The 26,200-nt window shown below is 60.7% G+C and carries 19 protein-coding genes; 12 read left to right on the forward strand and 7 right to left on the reverse strand.

Annotated features, from left to right (window positions below; all coding sequences use genetic code 11):
* Positions 1-237 precede the first annotated feature (237 nt).
* From glgB to glgP, 5 genes are all read left to right on the forward strand, one after another.
* Positions 238-2,424: a 1,4-alpha-glucan branching enzyme gene (gene glgB / locus ACJ8QI_RS23015; protein WP_442533146.1), complete on the forward strand. Its 2,187-nt coding sequence runs from the start codon at positions 238-240 to the stop codon at positions 2,422-2,424.
* Complete coding sequence (gene glgX / locus ACJ8QI_RS23020) at positions 2,421-4,403, forward strand: glycogen debranching protein GlgX (RefSeq protein WP_442533147.1); 1,983 nt, start codon at positions 2,421-2,423, stop codon at positions 4,401-4,403. The genes glgB and glgX overlap by 4 nt, the downstream gene beginning before the upstream one ends.
* 15 nt (positions 4,404-4,418) lie before the next feature.
* Entirely contained in the window at positions 4,419-5,696 is a 1,278-nt protein-coding gene (gene glgC, locus ACJ8QI_RS23025) for a glucose-1-phosphate adenylyltransferase (RefSeq protein ID WP_004930810.1), read from the forward strand.
* A 135-nt stretch (positions 5,697-5,831) separates the two neighbouring features.
* Positions 5,832-7,262 (forward strand): glycogen synthase GlgA, encoded by a 1,431-nt coding sequence (gene glgA, locus ACJ8QI_RS23030; protein WP_049202834.1) that lies wholly within the window; start codon positions 5,832-5,834, stop codon positions 7,260-7,262.
* Positions 7,263-7,403: 141 nt separating this feature from the next.
* Positions 7,404-9,851, forward strand: coding sequence for a glycogen phosphorylase (gene glgP / locus ACJ8QI_RS23035; protein ID WP_442533148.1), 2,448 nt, complete (start codon positions 7,404-7,406; stop codon positions 9,849-9,851).
* Between the two features lie 63 nt (positions 9,852-9,914).
* Here glgP and glpD read toward each other — a convergent pair whose 3' ends face one another.
* The 6 genes from glpD to ulaG form a co-directional block, all read right to left on the reverse strand.
* Positions 9,915-11,423: a glycerol-3-phosphate dehydrogenase gene (gene glpD, locus ACJ8QI_RS23040; RefSeq protein ID WP_049202828.1), complete on the reverse strand. Its 1,509-nt coding sequence runs from the start codon at positions 11,421-11,423 to the stop codon at positions 9,915-9,917.
* Between the two features lie 247 nt (positions 11,424-11,670).
* Complete coding sequence (locus tag ACJ8QI_RS23045; protein WP_004930797.1) at positions 11,671-12,429, reverse strand: DeoR/GlpR family transcriptional regulator; 759 nt, start codon at positions 12,427-12,429, stop codon at positions 11,671-11,673.
* A 50-nt stretch (positions 12,430-12,479) separates the two neighbouring features.
* A complete protein-coding gene (glpG, locus tag ACJ8QI_RS23050; protein WP_442533149.1) occupies positions 12,480-13,316 on the reverse strand; it encodes a rhomboid family intramembrane serine protease GlpG in 837 nt (278 codons plus the stop codon).
* Positions 13,317-13,487: 171 nt separating this feature from the next.
* Positions 13,488-13,814, reverse strand: coding sequence for a thiosulfate sulfurtransferase GlpE (glpE, locus tag ACJ8QI_RS23055; protein ID WP_004930790.1), 327 nt, complete (start codon positions 13,812-13,814; stop codon positions 13,488-13,490).
* An 84-nt stretch (positions 13,815-13,898) separates the two neighbouring features.
* Complete coding sequence (ulaR, locus tag ACJ8QI_RS23060; protein ID WP_060424494.1) at positions 13,899-14,654, reverse strand: HTH-type transcriptional regulator UlaR; 756 nt, start codon at positions 14,652-14,654, stop codon at positions 13,899-13,901.
* A 110-nt stretch (positions 14,655-14,764) separates the two neighbouring features.
* On the reverse strand, positions 14,765-15,829 hold the full coding sequence (gene ulaG, locus ACJ8QI_RS23065) for an L-ascorbate 6-phosphate lactonase (protein ID WP_060424495.1): 1,065 nt from the start codon (positions 15,827-15,829) through the stop codon (positions 14,765-14,767).
* Positions 15,830-16,183: 354 nt separating this feature from the next.
* Here ulaG and ulaA point away from each other — a divergent pair, with 354 nt between their 5' ends.
* The 6 genes from ulaA to ACJ8QI_RS23095 are packed head-to-tail and all read left to right on the forward strand — an operon-like array spanning position 16,184 to position 20,609.
* The gene (gene ulaA, locus ACJ8QI_RS23070) at positions 16,184-17,581 is read left to right on the forward strand and encodes a PTS ascorbate transporter subunit IIC (protein WP_060424498.1); all 1,398 of its coding nucleotides are present in this window, start codon (positions 16,184-16,186) and stop codon (positions 17,579-17,581) included.
* A 14-nt stretch (positions 17,582-17,595) separates the two neighbouring features.
* Positions 17,596-17,904, forward strand: a complete 309-nt coding sequence (gene ulaB, locus ACJ8QI_RS23075) for a PTS ascorbate transporter subunit IIB (protein ID WP_047729673.1) — start codon at positions 17,596-17,598, stop codon at positions 17,902-17,904.
* A gap of 10 nt (positions 17,905-17,914) precedes the next feature.
* A complete protein-coding gene (gene ulaC / locus ACJ8QI_RS23080; RefSeq protein ID WP_047729674.1) occupies positions 17,915-18,385 on the forward strand; it encodes a PTS ascorbate transporter subunit IIA in 471 nt (156 codons plus the stop codon).
* A gap of 18 nt (positions 18,386-18,403) precedes the next feature.
* Entirely contained in the window at positions 18,404-19,054 is a 651-nt protein-coding gene (locus ACJ8QI_RS23085) for a 3-keto-L-gulonate-6-phosphate decarboxylase UlaD (protein WP_442533167.1), read from the forward strand.
* Between the two features lie 9 nt (positions 19,055-19,063).
* Positions 19,064-19,918 (forward strand): L-ribulose-5-phosphate 3-epimerase, encoded by an 855-nt coding sequence (locus ACJ8QI_RS23090; RefSeq protein WP_142110641.1) that lies wholly within the window; start codon positions 19,064-19,066, stop codon positions 19,916-19,918.
* A gap of 4 nt (positions 19,919-19,922) precedes the next feature.
* A complete protein-coding gene (locus ACJ8QI_RS23095) occupies positions 19,923-20,609 on the forward strand; it encodes an L-ribulose-5-phosphate 4-epimerase (RefSeq protein WP_442533168.1) in 687 nt (228 codons plus the stop codon).
* A 3-nt stretch (positions 20,610-20,612) separates the two neighbouring features.
* On the opposite strand, the gene malT is transcribed toward ACJ8QI_RS23095, so the two are convergent.
* Positions 20,613-23,327 (reverse strand): HTH-type transcriptional regulator MalT, encoded by a 2,715-nt coding sequence (gene malT / locus ACJ8QI_RS23100; RefSeq protein WP_060424501.1) that lies wholly within the window; start codon positions 23,325-23,327, stop codon positions 20,613-20,615.
* Between the two features lie 460 nt (positions 23,328-23,787).
* Here malT and malP point away from each other — a divergent pair, with 460 nt between their 5' ends.
* Positions 23,788-26,193, forward strand: a complete 2,406-nt coding sequence (gene malP, locus ACJ8QI_RS23105; protein ID WP_055311831.1) for a maltodextrin phosphorylase — start codon at positions 23,788-23,790, stop codon at positions 26,191-26,193.
* Positions 26,194-26,200: the final 7 nt, after the last annotated feature.

Below are 26,200 nucleotides of genomic sequence, written 5' to 3' on the forward strand. Positions count from 1 at the left end.
CAGTTTTTAACAGACATTGGCTATGCTTAACGCATGGGCGAACAATTTTTCACCATGACTGAAATATTTCAAAAAATAAGCATAAAGAGCGAAATTCAGGTCGGCAGAGTAAAGATTGGTCAATAACCGACCGCAATCACGCTTTAGAGTCCGAATGCATTGCATGATGACCAAAACGGCCAAGGAATAACCAACAAGCCGTGCTTAGATCATGCTGTTAATCTAAGGAAGAAGACTATGCCTGTACTTCCCGATCGTGACGTGATTGATCAGATCATCTCCGGCCATTACGCCGATCCCTTTGCTCTGCTTGGCATGCATGCGACCGATAACGGTCTGCAGGTGCGTGCGCTGCTGCCGGACGCCACCGAGGTTTGGCTGATTGAGCAGCAAACCGGCCGGCGGTTGGCGCAGCTGAACTGCGACGATCCGCGCGGCTTCTTCAGCGCCGTGGTGCCGCGGCGCAAAAATCCTTTCCGCTATCAGCTGCAGGTCAGCTGGCGCGATCACCAACAGACTGTCGACGATCCCTACCGGTTCGGCCCGCTGCTGCAGGATATCGACAGCTGGCTGCTGGCCGAGGGCACGCACCTGCGTCCCTATGAACGCCTGGGGGCTCACCTCGCCACGCTGGATGGCGTCGACGGCGTCAGCTTTGCCGTTTGGGCGCCTAACGCCCAGCGCGTCTCGGTGGTGGGGGAGTTCAACTTCTGGGACGGCCGCCGCCATCCGATGCGTTTGCGGCGTGAAAACGGCATCTGGGAGCTGTTCCTGCCCGGCGTGCGGGCCGGCCAGCTGTACAAATATGAAATCGTCGATTGCTACGGCAATACCCAGCTGAAAGCCGATCCTTACGCCTTCGAGGCGCAGATGCGCCCGGACACCGCCTCGCTGGTGGCGCCGCTGCCGGAGGGGGTGCCGTCGACGCAGGCGCGCCGCCGCGCCAACGATTTTGACCAGCCGATCGCCATCTACGAGGTGCATCTCGGCTCATGGCGTCGCCACACCGACAACCACTTCTGGCTCAGCTACGGCGAGCTGGCGGTGCAGCTTATCGACTATGTGAAGGACATGGGATTCACCCATATCGAGCTGCTGCCGATCAACGAGCACCCGTTCGACGGCAGTTGGGGCTATCAGCCGCTGGGGCTGTATGCGCCGACCCGGCGCTTCGGCACGCCGGCCGATTTCAGGGCGTTCGTGGCGGCGGCGCATGAGGCGGGCATCAACGTGATCCTCGACTGGGTGCCGGGGCACTTCCCGAGCGACGCCTACGGCCTGGCAAACTTCGACGGCACCGCGCTGTACGAATACGCCGATCCACGCGAGGGCTTCCATCAGGACTGGAATACGCTGATCTACAATTACGGCCGCCACGAGGTGCGCAACTACCTGGCGGGCAACGCGCTGTATTGGCTGGAGCGCTTCGGCATCGACGCGCTGCGGGTCGATGCGGTGGCGTCGATGATCTATCGCGACTACAGCCGCGCCGACGGCGAGTGGGTGCCGAATTACTACGGCGGCAACGAGAACCTGGAGGCGATCGCCTTCCTGCGTTATACCAACCAGACTATCGGCCAGGCGCAGCCGGGCGCGGTGACGTTGGCGGAGGAGTCCACCGACTACCCCGGCGTCACCCTGCCGCCGGACGCCAACGGTCTGGGGTTCCACTACAAATGGAACCTCGGCTGGATGCACGACACGCTCAATTACATGAAGTGCGATCCGGTGCACCGTAAGTATCACCACAACCAGATGACCTTCGGCATGCTGTATGCCTATACCGAGAACTTCGTGCTGCCGATCTCGCACGATGAAGTGGTGCACGGCAAAAAATCGATCCTCGACCGCATGCCGGGCGACGCCTGGCAAAAGTTCGCCAACCTGCGCGCCTACTACGGGTTTATGTGGGCACATCCGGGCAAAAAGCTGCTGTTTATGGGCTGCGAGTTTGCGCAGGGGCGCGAGTGGAATTTCGATACCAGCCTCGATTGGCATTTGTTGGAAGGGCTGGATAACTGGCACAACGGCGTGCAGCGGCTGGTGCGCGATCTGAACCACTGCTACCGGCAGCAGGCGCCGCTGTATGAGCGTGACTATCGCCCGGACGGCTTCGAGTGGCTGGTGGTCGACGATCACGACAACTCGGTGTTCGCGTTCGCGCGCTACGATTCGCAGGGCAATGAGCTGATCGCCATCAGCAACTTTACCCCGGTGCCGCGCTACCGCTACCGCATCGGCCTCTCCCGCGCCGGCGACTATCGCGAGATCCTCAATACCGATTCGCACCACTATCACGGCAGCAACGCCGGCAATCAGGGGCGGGTCTCTTCCGAAGCGGTCGGCAGCCACGGCCGCGACTTTTCCATCTGCGTGACGCTGCCGCCGCTGGCGACCATTTATCTGCTGCGGGAGGCGCCATGACGGAGCTGACGGCCGGCCTCGCCGCACCGCTGGGCGCGCATTACGACGGCGAAGGCATCAATTTTACCCTGTACTCGGCGCACGCCGAGCGGGTGGAGCTGTGCCTGTTCGACGGCCAGCAGCGTGAGGTGCGCCTGCCGCTACCGGCGCGCAGCGGCGATATCTGGCATGGCTATTTGCCGGGCGGCAAGCCGGGACAACGTTACGGTTACCGGGTCTACGGCCCGTTCGACCCGGCGAACGGACAGCGGTTCAACCCCAACAAGCTGGCGCTCGATCCGGCCGCGCGCGCGGTGGAAGGGCCGGTGGCGGACCACCCGCACCTGCACGGCGGTTACGATCGGCCGGATCCGCACGACAGCGCCGAGCTGATGCCGAAATGCGTGGTGGTGGACCAATGCTACGACTGGCAGGACGATCGCCCGCCCGCCACGCCCTGGGGGCAGACGGTGATTTACGAAGCGCACGTACGCGGTCTGACGCTGCTGCACCCGAAGATCCCGCCGGCGCTGCGCGGCAGCTTCGCCGCGCTGGGGCACCCGGTGATGATCGCCCACTTCAAACGCCTCGGCATCACCGCGCTGGAACTGCTGCCGGTGCAGCAACATACCTCCGAACCGCGTCTGCAGCGGCTGGGGCTGATCAACTACTGGGGCTATAACGTGCTGGCGCCCTATGCGCCGGACAACCGCTACGCCAGCCTGAGCACCGACGGCACGCCGCTGAACGAATTTCGCGATGCGGTCAAGGCGCTGCACCAAGCCGGCATCGAGGTGATCCTCGACGTGGTGTTTAACCACAGCGCCGAGCTGGACAGGGACGGGCCGATGCTGTCGCTGAGCGGCATCGACAACCAGAGCTACTACTGGCTGACGCCGGAAGGGGACTACGTCAACGACACCGGCTGCGGCAATACCCTGCGGCTCGATCAGCCGCAGGGCGTGGCCTGGGTGATGGACTGCCTGCATTTTTGGGTGCGGGAGTGCCACGTCGACGGCTTCCGCTTCGATCTGGGCAGCGTGCTCGGCCGCACGCCGGGGTTCGATCGCGATGCGCCGCTGTTCCAGGCGATGCTGGCGGACGATGTGCTGTCGCGCTGCAAGCTGATAGCCGAACCCTGGGACGTTGGCCCCGGCGGCTATCAGGTGGGGGCGTTTCCCGGCCGCTTCGCCGAATGGAACGACCATTACCGCGACGACATGCGCCGTTTCTGGCTGCAGAGCGGCGTGTCGCTCGGCCAGTTCGCCCGGCGTTTTGCCGCCTCCAGCGATGTGTACAACCAGCGCGGGCGAGCGCCTTACGCCACCGTCAACATGCTGACCGCCCATGACGGTTTTACCCTGCAGGACGTGGTCAGCTTCAACGAGAAACACAATCAGCCGAACGGCGAAGGCAACCGCGACGGCAGCGATCGTAATTTCAGCAACAACCACGGCGTGGAAGGCCTGGTCGCCGACGACGCCATTGTGCAACGCCGCAGGGCCAGCCAGCGGGCGATGCTCGCCACGCTGTTGCTGTCCCAGGGAACGCCGATGCTGCTGGCCGGCGATGAACAGGGACACAGCCAGCAGGGGAACAACAACGCCTATTGTCAGGACAACGCCACCACCTGGCTCGACTGGTCCACGGCGGATGACGCGCTGACCGATTACGTCGCGGCGCTGATCGCGCTGCGCCGCCGGATCCCCGCGTTGCAACAGGACCGCTGGTGGCAGCAGGACGACGGCAGCGTGCAGTGGCTGAACGCACAAGGGCAGGCGCTCGACGCGCAGCAGTGGGAGCAAGGCGATCTGCTTATGCAGATCCTGCTGTCGCAGCGCTGGCTGCTGCTGGTTAACGCCACGCCGCAAACGGTGGAGATGAGGTTGCCGGAAGGCGATTGGCAGGTTGTCGCTCCGTTCACTCAGGAAGACTCACGGGCGGTGTTACCCGCCTGGCACCAGGACGCGCGCTCGCTTTGCGTTCTGGTACGGAAATAATAAAAGGAGTCCGCTATGGTTAGGTTTGAAAATAAAGACCCCCTGATGTTGGCGCGCCAGCTGCCGATTAAATCCGTAGCGCTGATCCTGGCCGGCGGCCGCGGCTCGCGCCTGAAAGATTTGACCTCCACCCGCGCCAAGCCCGCCGTCCACTTTGGCGGCAAATTCCGCATCATCGATTTCGCCCTGTCGAACTGCCTGAACTCCGGCATCCGCCGCATCGGCGTGATCACCCAATACCAGTCGCACACGCTGGTGCAGCACATTCAGCGCGGCTGGTCGTTCCTCAACGAAGAGATGAACGAGTTCGTCGACCTGCTGCCGGCCCAGCAACGCCTCAGCACCGAACATTGGTACAAAGGCACCGCCGACGCGGTCTACCAGAATCTGGACATCATCCGCCGCTATGAGGCCGAATACGTGGTGATCCTGGCGGGCGACCATATCTACAAGATGGATTACTCGCGCATGCTGATCGACCACGTCGAGAAGGGGGCCCAGTGCACCGTGGCCTGCCTGCCGGTGCCGCGCAGCGAAGCCGGCGAATTCGGCGTGATGAAGGTGGATGAAAGCGACCGCATTATCGAGTTCCTGGAGAAACCCGCCGATCCGCCGGCGATGCCGGGCAATCCGGATATGTCGCTGGCCAGCATGGGCATCTATATTTTTAATGCCGCCTACCTGTTCCAGCTGCTGGAAGAGGATATGTCGACCCCCGGCTCCAGCCACGATTTCGGCAAGGATCTGATCCCGAAAATCACCGCGCAACAGGCGGCGTGGGCGCATCCGTTTACCTTGTCCTGCGTGACCTCCAACCCCGATCTACCGCCGTACTGGCGCGACGTGGGCACGCTGGACGCCTACTGGCGCGCCAACCTCGATCTGGCGTCGGTAACGCCGGAGCTGGACATGTACGACCGCGCCTGGCCGATCCGCACCCACATGGAGCCGCTGCCGCCGGCCAAGTTCGTGCAGGATCGCTCCGGCAGCCACGGCATGACCATGAACTCGCTGGTGTCCGGCGGTTGCATCGTGTCCGGGTCGGTGGTGGTGCATTCGGTGCTGTTCCCGCGCGTGCGAGTGAACTCGTTCTGTACCATCGACTCTACCGTATTGTTGCCGGACGTGAACGTCGGCCGTTCCTGCCGCCTGCGGCGCTGCATCATCGACCGCGCCTGCCACATTCCGGAGGGCATGGTGATCGGGGAAAACGCCGATGAGGACAGCAAGCGCTTTTATCGCTCGGAAGGCGGCATCGTGCTGGTGACGCGCGAAATGTTGTCAAAATTGTGAGTTAACGTGGGCGGCAGAACGATAGCCTGCCGCCTGATGAACGGTTCGATGGCTTGCGCAACGCGGCAAACATAACAGCGGCAAGCCTGCTTTATTTCTTATCCAGAGGCCTTCGGCCGACTTTCAGGAGTGATAATGCAGGTCTTACACGTATGTTCTGAAATGTTCCCCCTGCTGAAAACGGGCGGACTCGCAGACGTGGTTGGCGCACTGCCGGCGGCGCAAATCGCCGAAGGCGCCGATGTTCGGGTGCTATTGCCCGCTTTCCCTGACGTACGCAACGGCATTCCGGACACCGTGCTGGTGGCGGAAATCGACTCGTTCGCCGGCCGGGTGGGCCTGCGTTACGGCACCTACCATGGCGTGGGCATCTATCTCATCGATGCGCCCTGGCTGTATGACCGGCCGGGCAGCCCGTACCACGACCAATCCATGTACGCCTACCCCGACAACCATCGCCGCTTTGCGCTGCTGGGCTGGATGGCCTGCGAGCTGGCCAAGGGGCTGGATCGCTACTGGCGCCCGCAGCTGGTGCACGCCCACGACTGGCACGCCGGCCTGAGCTGCGCCTATCTGGCCGCCAACGGCCACCCGGCGCGCTCGGTGTTCACGGTGCACAACCTGGCCTATCAGGGGCTGTTCTCCGCCCATCATGTGACCGAGCTGTGGCTGCCGGCGTCGTTTTACGACGTTTATGGCCTGGAGTTCTACGGCCAGATGTCGTTCCTCAAGGCCGGGCTGTTTTATGCCGACCACGTGACCGCCGTCAGCCCGACCTATGCGCGCGAGATCACCCGGCCGGAGTTCGGCTATGGCATGGAGGGGCTGCTGCAGGAACGGCAGCGGCAGGGCAGACTGAGCGGCATCCTCAACGGGGTGGACGACAAGATTTGGGATCCGGCCCACGACCCGCGGCTCAGTACCCGCTACGACGCCGACGATCTGAAAAGCAAGGTCAAAAACAAGCTGCATCTGCAAAAGGCCATGGGGCTGAAGGTGGACGAATCGCTGCCGGTGTTCGCGGTAGTGAGCCGCTTGACCAGCCAAAAAGGTCTGGACCTAGTGCTGCAGGCATTGCCTGAGCTGCTGGCGCAGGGCGGGCAGCTGGCGCTGCTGGGCGCCGGTGACGCGGTGCTGCAACAGGCGTTTCTGGCCGCCGCCGCCGACTATCCCGAGCAGGTTGGGGTGCAGATCGGCTATCACGAGTCCTTCTCCCACCGCATCATCGGCGGCGCCGACGTGATTCTGGTGCCGAGCCGCTTCGAGCCCTGCGGCCTGACGCAGCTCTACGGCCTGAAATACGGCACGCTGCCGCTGGTGCGGCGCACCGGCGGGCTGGCGGACACGGTGGTGGACTGCGCGCTGGAAAATCTGGCCGACGGCACCGCCAGCGGCTTCGTGTTCGACGATTGCGATGCCGTCGCGCTGGGCAACGCCATCCGCCGCGCCATGGTGCTGTGGAGCCGGCCGAAACACTGGCGCCACGTTCAGCGTCACGCCATGAGCGTGGACTTCGGCTGGCCGGTGGCGGCGAAAGAGTATCTGTCGCTTTATCAACGTTTGTAGCCCGCGTTTCGCGTCTTGGGTTGACGCGCGGCGGGCAGCCGTTTGGGTTGATTGTCGGGGCGCGGCATACCGCGTCCATGTTCAGCGGGGCCAGCTATTCCGCGGCGAATGGCTGGGCTCCCTAAAAGGGATCAAAAAGCCATGACTTCACCGTTTAGTTACACCTCACCTACGGTCAGTGTGGAAGCGCTGAAACACTCCATCGCCTATAAGCTGATGTTTATCGTCGGCAAGGATCCGGCCATCGCCAACCGGCACGACTGGCTGAACGCCGTGCTGTTCGCGGTGCGCGATCGCATGGTTGAACGCTGGCTGCGCTCCAACCGCGCCCAGCTGTCGCAGGACGTGCGGCAGGTGTATTACCTGTCGATGGAGTTCCTGATCGGCCGCACCCTGTCGAACGCGCTGCTGTCGATGGGCATCTATCAGGACATCGACAACGCACTGAACGAAATGGGGTTGAGCCTGGGTGAACTGCTGGAAGAAGAGAACGACCCTGGCCTCGGCAACGGCGGTCTGGGGCGCCTGGCGGCCTGCTTCCTCGATTCGCTGGCGACGCTGGCGCTGCCGGGGCGCGGCTACGGCATTCGCTACGAGTACGGCATGTTCAAGCAAAACATCGTCAACGGCCAGCAGATGGAATCGCCGGACTATTGGCTGGAGTACGGCAATCCGTGGGAGTTTCCGCGCCACAACACCCGCTACAAGGTGCGCTTCGGCGGCCGCGTGCAGCAGGAGGGTGCCAAGGCGCGCTGGCTGGAAACCGAAGAGATCGTGGCCATCGCCTACGATCAGGTGATCCCCGGTTTCGACACCGACGCCACCAACACCCTGCGGCTGTGGAGCGCGCAGGCCAGTAACGAGATCAACCTTGGCAAGTTTAACCAGGGCGATTATTTCGCCGCGGTGGAGGATAAAAACCACTCGGAGAACGTGTCGCGCGTGCTGTATCCGGACGACTCGACCTCCTCCGGGCGCGAGCTGCGGCTGCGGCAGGAGTATTTCCTGGTGTCGGCCACGGTGCAGGACATCCTCAACCGCCATTGGCTGATGCACAAAACCTTCGACAACCTGGCGGACAAGATCGCCATTCACCTCAACGACACTCACCCGGTGCTGTCGATTCCCGAACTGATGCACCGGCTGATCGACGAGCACAAATTCCAGTGGCTCGACGCCTGGGAAGTGGTGGAGCAGGTGTTTTCCTACACCAACCACACGCTGATGAGCGAGGCGCTGGAAACCTGGCCGTTGGACATGATAGGGCGCATCTTGCCGCGCCATCTGCAGCTGATTTTCGAAATCAACGATCACTTCCTCAAGATGGTGCAGGAAGTGGCGCCGGGCGACAATGACCTGCTGGCGCGGGTCTCGATCATCGATGAAACCAACGGCCGCCGGGTGCGCATGGCGTGGCTGGCAGTGGTGGCCAGCCACAAGGTCAACGGCGTTTCCGCCCTGCATTCCGAGCTGATGGTGCAGTCGCTGTTCGCCGACTTCGCCCGGCTGTTCCCCAATCGCTTCTGCAACAAAACCAACGGGGTGACGCCGCGCCGTTGGCTGGCGCTGGCCAACCCGCCGCTGGCGGCGGTGCTGGACGACTGCATCGGGCAAACCTGGCGCACCGATCTCAGCCAGCTGAGCGAGATCAAAGCCAACGTCGATTACCCGAGTTTCCTGCAGGCGGTGCAGCGCGCCAAGCGGCAGAACAAGGAGCGGCTGGCGCTGTACATCGCCAAAACGCTCAACGTGGTGGTCAACCCGGACGCGCTGTTCGACGTGCAGATCAAGCGCATCCACGAGTACAAACGGCAGCTGCTCAACGTGTTGCACGTCATCACGCTGTATAACCGCCTGCTGGACGATCCGGAGATCGAGCGCGTGCCGCGGGTGGTGATCTTCGCCGGCAAGGCGGCGTCCGCCTACTACGCCGCCAAGCAGATCATCCGCTTGATCAACGACGTGGCCAAAGTGATCAACAACGATCCGCGCGTGCATACCCAGCTGAAGGTGGTGTTCATTCCGAACTACGGCGTCAGCCTGGCGCAGATCATTATCCCGGCGGCGGATCTGTCGGAACAGATCTCGCTGGCGGGCACCGAAGCCTCAGGCACCAGCAACATGAAGTTTGCGCTGAACGGCGCGCTGACCATCGGTACGCTGGACGGCGCCAACGTCGAGATGCGCGAGCACGTGGGGGAGGAGAACATCTTTATCTTCGGCAATACCGCCGAACAGGTGGAGGAACTGCGCCGCAACGGTTACAACCCGCATCAATACTACGAGCAGGATCCCGAGCTGCATCAGGCGCTGACGCAGATCGCCACCGGCGTGTTCAGCCCGGACGAACCGAAGCGCTACAGCAACCTGTTCGACTCGTTGGTGAACCTGGGGGATCACTACCAGCTGCTGGCGGATTATCGCAGCTACGTGGATACGCAGGACAAGGTGGACGAGGTGTATCTCAATCAGGACGAGTGGACGCGGCGCGCGGTGCTGAATATCGCCAACATGGGCTACTTCTCCTCCGATCGCACCATTCAGGAATACGCGGACGAAATCTGGCACATTCAGCCGGTGAAGCTGTAAGACGGAAGAGAAAGCGCAAAGAAAAGGGCCGGATAACCGGCCCTTTTTTCGTTACGCTGCGGCTCAGGAAGCCAGAGACAGCGCTTTCGTTTTCGCGTGTTCCGCCAGCCAGGCTTTCACCCGCGCCTGTTGCGCGTCGTCCAGCCACATACCCAGCTTGGTGCGGCGCCAGATGGCGTCGTCCAGCTCTACGACCCACTCTTTGTCGGTCAGGTAGCGGAGTTCGGCTTCATACAGACCGTGGCCGAAGTCTTCGCCCAGATCGCCGAGGCCGTTGGCGCCGGCCAGGATCAGCTCGCTCTGGCTGCCGTAGGTGCGGGCATAGCGGCGCGCCAGGGCTTCCGGCAGCCAGCCGTGCGCACGGCGCAGTTTGGCTGCGTAGCCGTCGCGATCGCCGCCGATGTCACCGCCCGGCAGCGTGGCGTTTTTGGTCCACGCCGGGCCGCAGCCTGGGTAGTAGTGGGCCAGTTTTTCCATCGCGTGCTCGGCCAGCTTGCGGTAGGTGGTCAACTTGCCGCCGAAGACCGACAGCAGCGGCGCCTTGCCTTGCTCGTCGTGCACGTCCAGCGTGTAATCGCGGGTGATCGCCTGCGGCGAATCGGATTCGTCGTCGCACAGCGGACGCACGCCGGAGTATGTCCAGACGATGTCGTCGCGGCCCAGCTGCTTCTTGAAGTGATCGTTGTACACTTTCAGCAGATAAGCGATTTCGTTCTCGTCGATCTTCACGTCCTTCGGATCGCCTTTGTACTCCACGTCGGTGGTGCCGATGATGGAGAACTCGTCATTCCACGGGATCACGAACACGATGCGGTGGTCTTCGTTCTGCAGAATGTAAGACTGCGGCTGATCGTGCACGCGCGGCACCACGATGTGGCTGCCTTTGATCAGGCGGATGCCGTAAGGCGATTTCAGCTTCAGGCCGTCGTCGAAGAAGTTTTTCACCCACGGGCCGGTGGCGTTCACCAGGCCTTTGGCGCGCCAGGTGAAGGTTTTGCCGCTGTCGATATCGACCGCTTCCACCATCCACAGGCCATTTTCACGCCATGCGCGGGTCACTTTGGTGCGGGTGCGCACTTCGCCGCCGCGTTTTTCCACTTCCTGCGCGTTAAGCACCACCAGGCGAGCATCGTCGACCCAGCAGTCGGAATATTCGAAACCGCGCTTCAGTTCAGGCTTCAGCACCGACTCTGGTCCAAAGCGCAAGCCCTTGCTGCCCGGCAGGCTGGTGCGTTTGCCCAGGTGATCGTACAGGAACAGGCCGATACGGATCATCCAGGCCGGACGCAGGTGCGGCTGGTGCGGCAGGCGGAAACGCATCGGGAACGCGATGTGCGGCGCCAGCTTCAGCAGCACTTCACGCTCGGCCAGCGCTTCGCTCACCAGACGGAATTCGTAGTGTTCCAGGTAGCGCAGGCCACCGTGGATCAGTTTGGAACTGGCGGAAGACGTAGCACAGGCCAAGTCTTGCGCTTCCAGTAGCAGTACCGACAGCCCGCGCCCGGCAGCATCCGCCGCGATGCCGGCACCGTTGATGCCGCCACCGATAACGATCAAGTCTTTGGTTTCCACGTCATCTTCCTCCAGATGTTCGAAATAGCTCTTTCATGTTCGTTTTCGCTCATGATTGTAATCAAAAACCAACAAGCAAGCCAAGACTTAACCAAACAAAAACATTTAGGCGTGATAGAGGTAACAGTTTGGTGATGATAGTCACATAAATGATGTGGATATGGCGCGAGCGCGCAAACGGCTGTCGATGAAGAGGGGCGGGGGGGAGGAAACGGGGCGGCGGCGCACCCCGCAGGTTAACAGCGGATCAGCACAGCTCCAGCTGCACGTCGTACTGCTCGATGATTTTCATCACGCTCGGCGGCGGCAACTGGTCGGTAAACAGGTAGTCGATCAGATTCATGTTACCCAGGTTGACCATGGCGTTGCGGCCGAATTTGGAGTGGTCGGTGACCAGCATCACGCAGCGGGAATTTTCGATAATCGCGCGTTTGGTGCGCACTTCGTGATAGTCGAATTCGAGCAGCGAGCCGTCCATATCGATGCCGCTGATGCCGAGAATGCCGTAATCGAGGCGGAATTGGGAGATGAAGTCCAGGGTGGCTTCGCCCATGATGCCGCCGTCGCGGGTGCGCACTTCGCCGCCGGCCAGGATCAGGCGGAAGTCTTCCTTGGCGGTCAGCAGGGTGGCGACGTTGAGGTTGTTGGTGACCACGCGCAGGTTCTTGTGGTTCATCAGCGCATGGGCCACCGCTTCCGGCGTGGTGCCGATATCGATGAACAGCGTGGCGCCGTCCGGGATCTGGCTGGCGACGCGCTGCGCGATGCGGGCTTTCTCTTCCGACCACATCACCTTGCGATCGTTATAGGCAGCGTTGACCGAGCTGGAAGGCAGCGCCGCGCCGCCGTGGTGACGCTGGATCTTGTTCTGGTCGGCCAGGTCATTCAAATCGCGGCGAATCGTTTGCGGGCTGACGTCAAAATGTTCCACCAGCTCTTCCGTGCTGACGTAACCTTGCAGGCGCACCAGCTCGATAATTGCGTCATGACGCTGTGTTTGCTTCACGATAATCCCCTAAAACGCCCGCTGTGCCCGCTGGGCACAGCTCCCGGCTGTTATTGTTCGTTGTGTGCGCGATGACGCGTATCCCAAAATGCCATCAATAACCCTAACACTAAACCGGCTACGTGTGCCGCGTTGGCGATCGACATTCCTAAAATATCGAAATATCCGGCCACCAGCCACAGCACCGAGAACACCATCAGCCCGCGCGGCAGCATCAGGCCACGCTCCGGCGCCCGTTCACCCGTCAGCCACACATAGCCCATCAGCGCATAGACCACGCCCGACAGCCCGCCGAACAGCGCGCCGCTGAACAGCGATTGCGCCCAGCCGCTGAAGAAGGCCGACACTACCGCCAGCACGAACAGCTTGCCGGCGCCGAGGCGTTTTTCCATCTGGCCGCCGAGATACCACCACCACATCAGGTTAAACAGGATATGCAGCAGGGAGAAATGCAGGAACGCATGGCTGACCCAGCGCCACAGCTGCGTGTATTGGCTGCTGTCCTGCGGCCAGGAGAGCCAGTACATCACGGTGTCGTCGCCCAGCACCTGCATCAGGATGTAAACCGCGATGCACAGCACCATCACGCCGAGCGTCAGCGGCCCGGCCTTGCTGCGCAGGGTGTGCAGGTAGGATTCGCTCTGATAGTGCAGGCCGGCGTCGGTATGGCCGGTCTGCCAGCTGGCGGCCTGATAACGGCGGTTGAGCGGATCGACCAGAAACTGCTGCAGCTCGTGTTGCACCTGTTCGAGGTGGCCGTCGTCGGCCAGCCAGATTTCCGCCGCCTCGCCGCTGTTGCGCAGCTCAAGCCGGATGCCCTGGGTCGCCATATAGTCGACAAAGGCCAGCGCCAGGCGCGGGTTGGATATGGCGATTACTCTAACCATTGCTCTTCCGTCGTAAGTGAATGATTTTGGCCGCGGCTTGCTCGCCGGCGACCCTGACGGCCGATTATAACGTCGAAATCCTGAGCGCTGGCAAACGGATCTGCGAAAAACCCGCGAAAACGCGCACAAAAATGAAGGGGAAGCCCGCCGACGCACAGCGGGCGGCGGGGATCAGGCAGAGGTTTCCACGTCTTGCGGATACTGGCGGGCCCAGGCCTCGAAGCCGCCGTCGATGCTGTAGACCGCGTCGAACCCCTGGTGCAGCAGGTACTGCGCCGCGCTGCGGCTGCTGTTGCCGTGGTAGCACATCACCATCACCGGCCGCTCGAAGTCGTTTTGCTGCATAAAGGCCGACAGGGTGGCGTTGGTGAGGTGAAAGGCGCCCGGCGTATGCCCGGCTTCAAAACTTTGCGGATCGCGGATGTCGACCAGGGCGGCGCTGCCCTCTTTCCAGCGGGTGTACGCCTGCTCAACGTTGATCGCTTCGAACTGTTCCATACTGCTGACTGCCTCGTAATTGGGGGACGCCGCTATTGTAACCAACTCTGCGGCGTTTAAGACCAGAGTAAGGTTGTGGTTTTGTCACACCAGCAGCACTTCAACGCCTTGCTGACGCAGTTGCTCAACGATCGCCGGATCGGCGGCCCGGCCGGTGATCACCATGGCAATTTGCTCGGTGCGGCTGAACAGCATGCCGGCGCGTTGGCCGACTTTGCTGCTGTCGACCAGCACCACCAGTTTACCGACATAGTTGAGCATCTTCTGTTCTGCCATCGCGGTCAGCATATCGGTTTTATACAAACCGTCAGCGGTGAGGCCGATACCGCTGGTGAACATCCAGTGCCCGGCGTACAGGGTTGCGTCGCCTTCCTGAGGCGCCAGAGTAATCGACTGGGTTTTGTTGTACTGGCCTCCCATGATCACCACGCTGTCGTGTTCCTGATCGATCAGGTAATTGGCCAGCGGCAGATAGTTGGTGATCACCTGAACCGGCTTGCCGCAAATTTCACGGCCCAACAGAAATGCGGTGGAGCCGCAGTTGATCACCACACTTTCACCCGGCTGACAGAGCTGTGCCGCGGCCGCCGCAATGCGCATTTTTTCATCGAGGTGCTGGGTTTGGTGGATATTGAGCGGCGTCCAGGCCGGGCGCGGAGTTTGCGTGGCTTCGGCGCCGTTGCGTACTTTGCGCAATTTGCCGATTTCATTCAGCTTGTTGATGTCCCGGCGCGCGGTGGCCGGAGAGATGTCAAACGCCGCGATGACGTCCGCCACGGAGATTTGCCCCTTGCGCTGCAAGAGATCGAGAATAGCGTTGTGGCGTTGGGACTCTGTCATGCGGGCTCCGTGGAGAGAAAAAACGTCGTTGCCTTCGATTATATGCGCGCCGTTTGACGATTTGAATCATTGCCGTTCAAAAGCGCGCATCCGTATGCAACACCGATTGATTACAAGAAAGACTTGAAGGGCAGGTCGGGTTCCTGGATGAAACAATCATCAAACCCGCGCGGGTAGTGATATTCCAGATTGTCTTTGTCCTGCGGCCAGATGAACTTGCCGCCAACCTGCCAGATAAACGGTTTGAAACCGTACTTGAGCCGGTCCTTTTTCATATCCCACAACACGCGGATCTCCTGCGGATCTGCCTGGAAATTAGACCAAATATCGTGGTGGAAGGGGATAACGACCTTGGCGTTCAGCGATTCCGCCATGCGCAAGATGTCTGCGCTGGTCATCTTGTCAGTAATGCCGCGCGGGTTCTCGCCGTAGGAACCGAGGGCGACATCGATCTGATGATCGTTGCCGTGCTTGGCGTAATAGTTGGAGTAGTGGGAATCGCCGCTGTGATAAAGGTTGCCGCCCGGCGTTTTGAACAGGTAGTTGACCGCCCGCAGGTCCATGCCGTCCGGCAGAACGCCCGCCGCTTTTTGTTCCACCGGCAATGTGATGAGTGCCGTGCGATCGAAGGCGTCCAGCGCATGAATTTCAATGTCTTTGATTTTTATCACGTCGCCAGGTTTGACGGTGATGCAGCGCTCCGGCGGCACGCCCCAGCCGATCCAGATATCTACGCAGCTTTGCGGCCCGATAAACGGGACGGTGGGGGCGCAGTTCTGCAACACTGCCGCCGCTACGTTCACATCGATATGATCGTTGTGATCGTGCGTGGCCAACACGGCGTCGAGCTGGGTAATGGCGAACGGATCGAGCACGAATGGGGTGGTGCGCAGGTTCGGTTGCAGTTTACGCACCCCGGCCATGCGCTGCATTTGGTGGCCGGTTTTCATCAGCGGGTTGCCGTGACTCTGCTTGCCGGTGCCGCACCAGAAATCGACGCACAGGTTGGCGCCTTCTTCAGACTTGAGCCAGATGCCGGTGCAACCCAGCCACCACATGGCGAAAGTACCGGGCGCGACGTTCTCCTGCTCTATCTCTTCGTTCAGCCAGGTGCCCCATTCGGGAAAGGTGTTCAATATCCAGGACTCGCGGGTGATGTCGTTGACTTTACTCATGGGTCTTTCCTCGTTGGTGATGATAATAAAATCACAAGTAATCATTTAAAGATTTTATGTGATTTGTTTTGATCGAATCTAGCACCGTTTTTTTCAACTGACAACGATCGAAATACACGTAAACGCCGCCGAATTTACGCGCTGCGCCGGCGTTTTCTCTCCTTTTCTTTTGATTAACTGCTATTAAATTCAATAGGTAATAAAGTGTAAGTCGTCTAATTCATTGAATGTTAGTGGAATTGATTTTTAACTTGCGAGGTTGTTCACAAATAATCATTTATGATCTTTTTGTGATTTATTGTGATTGGTATGGTGAAGGCGTTACCTGCATGCCAACCTTTTCGGGAGAGCCGTATGGAAACTCTTTACACCATCTTCACCGTCTTTTTTAACCAGGTGATGACCAATGCACCGCTGCTGTTGGGGTTGGTTACGCTGTTGGGTTACACGTTGCTGCGCAAAAGCGCGGCAGTCATTATCAAAGGCACGATCAAAACCATTATCGGTTTCATGTTATTGCAGGCCGGCTCCGGCATCCTGACCGGCACGTTCAAACCCGTTGTGGCGAAGTTGTCCGAGGTATACGGCATCAACGGGGCGATTTCAGATACCTATGCCTCGATGATGGCCACCATCGAACGTATGGGGGACGCCTATAGTTGGGTCGGCTACGCGGTCTTGCTGGCATTGGCGCTGAACATACTCTACGTGTTGTTGAGGCGCATCACCGGCATCCGCACCATCATGCTCACCGGCCACATCATGTTTCAGCAGGTTGGGTTGATCGCGGTATTTTTCTACATTCTGGGTTACGGCATGTGGACGACGGTATTGTGCAGTGCGCTCTTGGCTTCACTGTACTGGGGCATCACCTCCAACATGATGTTCAAACCGACGCAGGCGGTAACGGAAAACAGCGGTTTCTCCATTGGGCACCAACAGCAGTTCGCTTCGTGGCTGGCATACAAGGCCGCACCGTATCTCGGTAAAAAAGAGGACAGCGTAGAAGATCTGAAGCTGCCCGGATGGCTGAACATTTTCCATGACAACATCGTGTCCACCGCCATCGTGATGACGCTGTTTTTCGGCATCATTCTGTGCTCGTTCGGCTTGGATACTCTGCAGGCGATGGCCGGTAAAACTCACTGGAGCATCTATATCCTGCAAACCGGGCTGATGTTCGCGGTGGCGATTTTCATCATCGTGCAGGGCGTGCGCATGTTCGTCGCCGAATTGACCGAGGCCTTTAACGGCATTTCCCAACGTCTGATCCCCGGCGCGGTACTGGCCATCGACTGTGCCGCCATTTATAGCTTCGCGCCCAACGCCGTGGTGTGGGGTTTTATGTGGGGCACCATCGGCCAACTGATCGCCGTCGGCATACTGTTAGCGCTTGGCTCTTCCATCATGATTATTCCCGGTTTCATTCCCATGTTCTTTTCTAACGCCACCATCGGCGTATTCGCTAACCACTTTGGTGGCTGGCGCGCGGCGATGAAGATCTGTCTGGTGATGGGAATGATAGAGATCTTCGGCTGCGTGTGGGCCATCAAACTGACTGGGCTAAGTGCCTGGATGGGCATGGCGGACTGGTCGATTCTGGCGCCGCCGCTGATGCAAGGGCTGAGTCTGGGCCTGTGGTTTATGGGCGTGGTGATCGTTATCGCCCTGCTGTACATGTTCTTCGCCGGACGCACCCTGCGTGCGGAAGAAGATGCTGAAAAACAATCGGTTGAATCGGCGTCACGTTAATAGGAGTGCAGATTATGACGGTACGAATCCTGGCGGTATGCGGTTGCGGACAAGGCAGTTCCATGATCATGAAAATGAAAGTCGACCAATTTTTAACGCAGCAAGGCGTGGATCATTCGGTCAACAGCTGTGCGGTGGGGGAATACAAATCCGAGTTGAATGGGGCTGACATCATCATTGCTTCCACCCATGTCGCGGATGAAATCGTCGTCAGCGGCAACAAATACGTGGTCGGGGTGCGCAATATGCTCTCGGCGGCGGACTTCGGCCCGAAGCTGATGGACGTCATCGGCGCGCATTTTCCGCAAGATTTGAAGCAGTGAGGAGCGAGTCATGAAGCTGAGCGATTCGTTGGCGCAGAATAACGCTATCCAACTGCAGGCGGAGGCTGCCGACTGGCGCCAGGCGGTGCGGCTGGGGGTCGATCTGCTGGTGGCCGCCGGCGTGGTGGAACCACGCTATTTTGACGCCATTTTGGCCGGCGTCGAACGGCACGGCCCTTACTTCGTGCTGGCGCCGGGCCTGGCGATGCCGCACGGCCGGCCGGAGGAAGGGGTGCTGAAAACCGGCTTCGCCTTAGTCACCCTGAAGACGCCGGTGTGTTTCGGCGATGAGGACAACGATCCGATAGACATCTTGATCACCATGGCGGCGGTGGACGCCAAAACGCATCAGGAGGTGGGGATCATGCAAGTGGTGAACCTGTTTGAAGATGAGGCGAATTTCGATCGCTTGCGGGCCTGTCGCCACGCGAGCGAGGTATTGGCGTTGATCGACAAAACGTCTACGGCGGCGGCGAATTGAAGGAGACAACCAATGAACATGCATTTACCGATGTTGCAGGTGGCGCTGGATAACCTGTCTATGGCTGCGGCTTACGACACGACTCGCCTGATCGCGGCCGAAGTCGACATCATCGAAGTCGGCACTATTTTGTGCGTGGCGGAAGGCGTGCGAGCCGTACGCGATTTAAAAGCGCTGTATCCGGATCGCATCGTGTTGGCGGACGCAAAAATCGCCGATGCGGGTCAGATTTTGGCGCGAATGTGCTTCGAGGCGCATGCCGATTGGATCACGGTGATCTGCTGCGCCGATATCAATACGGCCAAGGGAGCCCTGCAGGTGGCGCATGAGTTCGGTGGTGACGTGCAGATAGAACTGACGGGATTCTGGACCTGGGAACAGGCGCAGGCGTGGCGTGAAGCGGGAATTGGTCAGGTGGTGTATCACCGCAGCCGTGACGCGCAGGCGGCGGGGGTATCCTGGAGCGATGACGATATCCGCGCGGTTCGTCGCCTGAGCGAGATGGGTTTTAAGGTGACGGTCACCGGCGGACTGACGCTGGAGGATTTGCCTCTGTTCCAAGGTATTCCCATCCATGTCTTTATCGCCGGGCGCAGCATTCGTGATGCCGCCGATCCGGTCGCGGCGGCGCGGGAATTTAAACGTGTCATCGCCCAGCGGTGGGGCTGAGGAGCGGTTATGTTGCACAAATCCGTGCCGTTGGGCATCTATGAGAAAGCGTTGCCGCCGGGCGAGGATTGGCTGACGCGCCTGCAACTGGCGGGTGAGTTGGGATTCGATTTCGTTGAAATGTCGATCGATGAAAGCGACGGCCGCCTGGCGCGGCTGGACTGGAGCGTTGAACAGCGGCTCGCGTTGGTTAGCGCCGTTGCGGCGAGCGGTGTGCGCGTGCCTTCTTTATGCCTCAGCGCCCACCGGCGTTTTCCGTTGGGCAGTGAAGACGACACGACGCGCGAGCGGGGACTGGAGATCGTGCGAAAAGCTATTCGGCTGGCGCAGGATACCGGCATCCGGGTGATCCAACTGGCCGGGTATGACGTTTATTACCAGCAGTCTACTGCGCAGACCCGCACCCGTTTCCGCGCCGGATTGGTGCAGGCGGTAGAGATGGCCAGCCGTGCACAGGTCATGCTGGCGATGGAAATCATGGACTATCCGCTGATGAACTCGATCAGCAAGGCGCTGGGCTATGCCCACTACCTGAATAACCCGTGGTTTCAGCTATACCCGGATATCGGCAACTTGTCTGCCTGGGACAACGATGTGCCGATGGAGCTCATGGCCGGGCGCGGACATATCGTGGCGGTACACGTTAAGGATACGCGGCCGGGGGAGTTTAAGAATGTACCGTTCGGCGAGGGCGTAGTGGATTTCGTACGCTGTTTCGAAACGTTGCTTGCGAGCGGCTATCGTGGTCCCTATCTGCTCGAGATGTGGAGCGAGAAAGCGAACGATCCGCTGCGGGCGGTGCGGGAGGCGCGTGCCTGGGTGGTTGAACGCATGGTCGAGGCCGGGTTGGAAATAAGGAGGTAGCATGCTGGAGCAACTGAAAAGTCAGGTGTACCGAGCCAACATGGCCTTGCCTGAGCACGGGCTGGTGACCTATACCTGGGGCAATGTCAGCGGCATCGATCGGGCCAGTGGGCTGGTGGTGATCAAACCCAGCGGCGTACCTTATGAAACGATGCGGGCTGAGGATATGGTGGTGGTGAATGTGCGAGGTGAGGTTGTTGAGGGGCAGCTGCGGCCTTCGTCCGATACGCCGACGCATTTGGCGCTGTACCGGGCATTCCCTCAACTCGGCGGTGTGGCGCATACGCACTCCACCCATGCCACCGCCTGGGCGCAGGCAGGGGAAGCGATACCGGTGCTCGGCACCACCCACGCCGACTATTTTTCCGGCGATATTCCTTGTACCCGCGGGCTGACGGCAGAAGAGGTGGCGCGGGAATATGAGCTGAACACCGGTCGGGTGATTATCGAAACCCTGAAAGGGCGTGAACCATTGCACATTCCCGGTATCCTGGCGTATCAGCATGGCCCGTTCAGTTGGGGAAGGACGCCGGATGAGGCGGTGCATAACGCCGTGGTGTTGGAAGAGGTGGCGAAAATGGCGTGGATCAGCCGGGATATTAACCCCGGCCTACGGCGGATCGATGACTATCTGCTGGAAAAGCATTTCAGCCGCAAACATGGCGCCGGTGCCTATTACGGCCAGCGCTGACTCTCAGGCGCCGTACCCCATCATCTTCAACAGCTGCTGCGCCTGCTGCACCGCTTCCTGGCGATGGGCCACGCCGAGCTTCTGGTACAGGTTGCGGATGTGCGTCTTGATGGTGGTGGCCGCCACGTCCAGCTCGCCGGCGATCTGGTCGTTGCTGTAGCCGGAATAGATCAGCCCCAGCACCTGCCATTCGCGCTGGGTGAGCGGGCTGGTGCGGATCAGCTCCGGCACCTGCGGATGGGTCAGCAGCTTATCGACGAAGTTTTCGTCAAAATGCGCGAACTTGTGCCGATGATGCTGGTTAATGTCGCGCAGGATGCGCTGGGCACGATGCTGTTCCAGCTCCGGCAGCGTGTTGAGCTGGATCAGCTGGCGCAGCTGCTGCGCCATCGCTTCGCCCTCGATGACGAAGTGGCTGATGAAACCGGTGCGGTTGGCCAGCGACAGCGCTTCGATCAACGCCTGCTGTGCTTCGCCCTTGCGCTCTTGCAGCCAGTACAGCTGGTTGCTGAGCAGCAGGTTGCGGTTGAGATCGCTCACCAGCCGCAGCCGGCGGGCGTTCTCGTTCAGTTCATCCAGCACCACGCCGGCCTCGTCATACTGGCCGAGCAGAATCTGCACCCGCGCGATGTTGCGCCACTGGCCCTGCGTGAAGTGGTTATCCGCCATGCCGGGCTTTTCGGTGTGGCGCAGCCACTGGGCGGCGGCGGCGGTGTCACCGGTCATCTGCCAGTGGATCACCCGTGACTTGTCGGTGTTGGTCAGCCAGTCGCGATGGTAGTGGGCGCCGTGCAGCAGGGTTTCGCAGCGCTGCAGGTGGGTATTGGCATTGTCCAGATCGCCGCGCGCCAGCGAGCATTTGGCCAGCATGGCGATGCACTGCAGCTGTTGCTGCGGTTGGTAGTTCGCCAGGATTTTCAGCCCGGTGCGCGCCGCGTCTTCCGCCTCGTCCAGCCGCGACCACGACCACAGGATCTGCGCGCGAATGCGCAGCAGGAATTCGTGCATTGGCAGCTGTTCAAGATGCTGTTCGCGGATCAGTTCGAACGCCTTGTCCTGGGTTTCGTAAGCGGCCTGCAGGAAGCCCTGGGCGATGAGGATTTCGCTCTGCTGCAGCAGTGCCCAGAGCGCGTAATGGTTGGCCTGATGGCGACGCGCCATCTGCTCTGTTTGCTGCATCATCGGCAGCGCGCGCGCCAGCTCGCCCTTGCAGTGGTGCACTTCGCCGGTCACCGAGGTGGCGACGATGCGGCTGTAATAGCTGGACAGCGGCAGGAATTTCAACGCTTCGGTCGCCAACCGTTCGGCCTCTTCCGGTTTGCCGGCGTTGATCGCCACCTGGGCGCGCAGGGCGTCGAACTCGGCGTGCAGCGTTTGGTCTATCTCGATTTTCTGTTCGCGCATGGTGCGCTCGGCGCGCTCCAGCAGGGTGTTGACCTCGCCGTAGCGGTGCTGGCTCTGCGCCAGCCAGGCCTGCAGCAGCGCCAGCTTGGGATTCTGGATCAGGCGCTCATAGGGCAGCGCGTTGAGGCACTCTTCCAGCAAGGCCAGTTCGCTGTGGTGGAACAGCGACCAGGCGTGTTGCAGCAGGATATCGCGCAGCATGCTGACGTCGCTGGCCGCCAGCGCATGGTGAATGGCCTCTGCCGGATATCCCAGCGCCAGCCAGCCTTCGGCGGCGGCGCGGTGCAACCCCGGCAGCTCCAGTGCCAGTTCCCATTGGCAACGCTGGCGCAGGAAAGAGGCGAACAGCGGGTGGAAGTTGAACCATTCGCCGGTGTCGTCCATGCGGTGGATAAACAGCCCCTGGCGCTCCAGCTCCTCCAGCCGCTGCTGGCCGTTGTCTTCGCCGGTCAGCCGCACGATCAGCGCGTCGTTCATCGAGCGCAGCACCGAACAGCGCAGCAGGAAGGCGCGCGCATCGGCATCGACGTGATCCAGCACTTCGTCCACCAGGTAGTCGGACAGGTGACTGGCGTTCAGCCCCGCCAGGCGCTTGGCCGACAGCTGGGCCGACGAGGCGGACTGGCGGGCCGACAACGCGATCAGCTGCAGCGCGGTGGCCCAGCCTTCGACTTCGTCGCACAGGCGGCTGCTGTCCTGCTGCTCCATCGGCGCCGCCAGGCGGCAGTCGAAGAACTGTTTGGCTTCCTGATGGGTAAACGCCAGCTGCTGCGTACCCATTTCCAGCAGCTGATCGCGCACCCGCAGATTGGCGATGCCGAGCGGCGGCAGGGTGCGCGAGAGCAGGATCAGCGTCAGGTTTTCCGGCTGATGGCGCAGGAAAAAGCGCATGGCTTCGTGGATGGCGTCGTTGGTGATCAGGTGGTAGTCGTCGATCACCAGGTACAGTGGCTGGTGCCAGTCGGCCAGCTCGATAAACAGCTGGGCGAACAGCGCCGACAGGCTGGCGTACTGATGCTTCTGGCTCAGCGCCTCGCTCTTGACGCAGCGGCCGCCGCTGGCCTGCTGCAGCGCGGCGATCAGGTAGCTGGCGAAGCGCTCCGGCTGGTTGTCGCTCTCATCCAGGGAATACCAGCCCAGATCGGCCTTGCCGGCCGCCCATTGGGCGATCAGCGTGGTTTTCCCGTATCCCGCCGGGCAATTGACCAGTGTCAGGCGATAGTTGCCCGCGCTGGCCAGTTTGGCCAGCAGGCGATCGCGGATCACGGTATTTTGCAGCCGTACCGGGCGGCTCAGTTTTGATGGGATCAGCATAGTATTCCAGGGTATAAATCGCGGTTCCCGCCGGGATTGGAGTGGCGCTAATTATTTTATGGTTCGTAATTAATAGCTCCCCCTAACTTCTGCCAACCCTAAACGTATTGCAACAAGCTTCCGCATCGGCTTGGAGTTAAGTTGCTATCGATCACACTTTTTTACGTTTGGCGCCGGCGCGCGGCGATGCGGTTGCAGATCGCATTTCCGGCCATGGACAAAACTTCAGCAGTGCGAATACTTGTGCTAACGTCATGGTTAACGTTCTCAGTGCTCGCCGCACGCGTTGGCGGGCTTTTTTGCATCGTTGCAAGGGAGTCAAAAAGTGCCTGAGATCACAATTCCAGCTACGCCCCAATCCTCCTCCCCAGCTAATCCCCAGGCGGGATGATGCCGTCAGGCTTTCTCACCGGCACGATAGCGGCAATTTGACCCACTTACTGGATAGAGAGTTTTCCTTATGTCACAGCCTACGCTCAAGAAGGATGCTTTTCTGGCGGCGCTTGCCCGCCAGTGGCAACGGTTCGGCCTCAGTTCCGCACAGCAGATGACGCAGCATCAATGGTGGGAAGCCGTCAGTGCGGCGCTGGCCGAGCAGTTGGCCGCGCAGCCGGCGCCGCGCAAAAGCGCCAAACCGCTGCGCCACGTGAACTACATCTCGATGGAGTTTCTGATCGGCCGGCTGACGGCGAACAACCTGATCAACCTGGGCTGGTACGACACCGTCGAGCAGGCGCTGGCGGAGCAGAACGTCAAGCTGGCGGATTTGCTGGAGCAGGAAACCGATCCGGCGCTGGGCAACGGCGGGCTGGGGCGCCTGGCGGCCTGTTTCCTCGACTCGATGGCGACGGTGGAGCAACCGGCCACCGGCTATGGGCTGAACTACCAGTACGGGCTGTTCCGCCAGTCGTTCCAGGGCGGGCAGCAGCAAGAGGCGCCGGATAACTGGCAGCGCGAGAGCTACCCGTGGTTCCGCCACAACGCCGCGCTGGCGGTGGACGTGGGCATCGGCGGCAAGCTGGAAAAGCAGGCCGACGGCCGCGAACTGTGGCGCCCGGCCTTCACCCTGCGCGGCGAAGCCTGGGATCTGCCGGTGCTGGGGTATCGCAACGGCGTGGCGCAGCCGCTGCGCCTGTGGCAGGCGACCCATCAGCATCCGTTCAACCTGAGCGATTTCAACGACGGCAAATTCCTGCAGGCGGAGAAGCAGGGCGTAGAAGCCGACAAGCTGACCAAGGTGCTCTACCCGAACGACAACCATCAGGCCGGCAAGCGCCTACGCCTGATGCAGCAGTATTTCCAGTGCGCCTGCTCGGTGGCGGACATTTTGCGCAAGCACCATCAGGCCGGCCGCAAGATTGAAGAGCTGCCGAAGTACGAAGTGATCCAGCTGAACGACACCCACCCGACCATCGCCATTCCGGAAATGCTGCGTATTCTGCTGGACGAACACCAGCTGGAGTGGGAGGCGGCCTGGGCGATCACCAGCAACACCTTCGCCTACACCAACCACACCCTGATGCCGGAAGCGCTGGAGTGCTGGGATGAAAAACTGGTGCGCAGCCTGCTGCCGCGCCATTTCTCCATCATCAAACAGATCAACGCCAGGTTCAAAAAGCAGGTGGATAAGCACTGGCCGGGCGACGAGGCGGTGTGGGCCAAACTGGCGGTGCATCACAACAAGCAGGTGCGCATGGCCAACCTGTGCGTGGTCAGCGGCTTTGCGGTCAACGGCGTGGCTCAGCTGCACTCGGATCTGGTGGTGAAGGATCTGTTCCCGGAATATCACCAGCTGTGGCCGAACAAATTCCATAACGTCACCAACGGCATCACGCCGCGTCGCTGGCTGAAACAGTGCAACCCGGCGCTGTCGGGCCTGATCGACGAGACGCTGAAGGTGGAATGGGCGAACGATCTCGACGCGTTGCGCGGGCTGGAAAAATTCGCCGACGACGCGGCGTTCCGCCAGCGTTATCAGCAGATCAAACGCGACAACAAGGTGGCGCTGGCCCATTACGTGCACGGCGTGATGGGGTTGACGCTCGATCCGGACGCGATTTTCGACGTGCAGATCAAGCGTCTGCACGAGTACAAACGCCAGCACCTGAACCTGCTGCACATCCTGTCGCTGTATCGCCAGCTGCGCGACAACCCGAATCTGGACATCGTACCGCGCGTCTTCCTGTTCGGCGCCAAGGCGGCGCCGGGCTACTACCTGGCGAAAAACATCATTTACGCGATCAACCAGGCGGCCGAGAAGATCAATAACGATCCGTTGGTGAAAGATCGCCTGAAAGTGGCGTTCATTCCCGACTACCGCGTGTCGGTGGCCGAACTGATGATCCCGGCGGCGGATATCTCCGAGCAGATCTCCACCGCCGGTAAAGAGGCCTCCGGCACCGGCAACATGAAGCTGGCGCTGAACGGCGCGCTGACGGTCGGCACGCTGGACGGCGCCAACGTCGAAATCGCCGAGCAGGTGGGCGAAGACAATATCTTTATCTTCGGCAATACCGTGGAGCAGGTGAAGGCGATACTGGCGAAGGGCTACGATCCGCTCAGCTACCGCAAGAAAGACAAGCACCTGAAGGCGATTTTGGACGAGCTGGCGAGCGGCGCGTTCAGCCACGGCGACAAGCACGCGTTCGACATGATGCTGCACAGCCTGCTGGAAGGCGGCGATCCCTATCTGGTGCTGGCGGACTTCGCCTCGTACTGCCAGGCGCAGCGCCGGGTCGACGAACTGTACCGCGACCGGGACGAATGGACGCGGCGGACTATCCTTAACACTGCGCGCGTCGGCATGTTCAGCTCGGATCGCTCGATTCGCGATTACCAGCAGCGCATCTGGCAAGCCAAACGTTAAGGAGAGC

The sequence above is a fragment of the Serratia sp. CY84636 genome (genome assembly GCF_052166245.1).
GTDB lineage: Bacteria > Pseudomonadota > Gammaproteobacteria > Enterobacterales > Enterobacteriaceae > Serratia > Serratia nevei.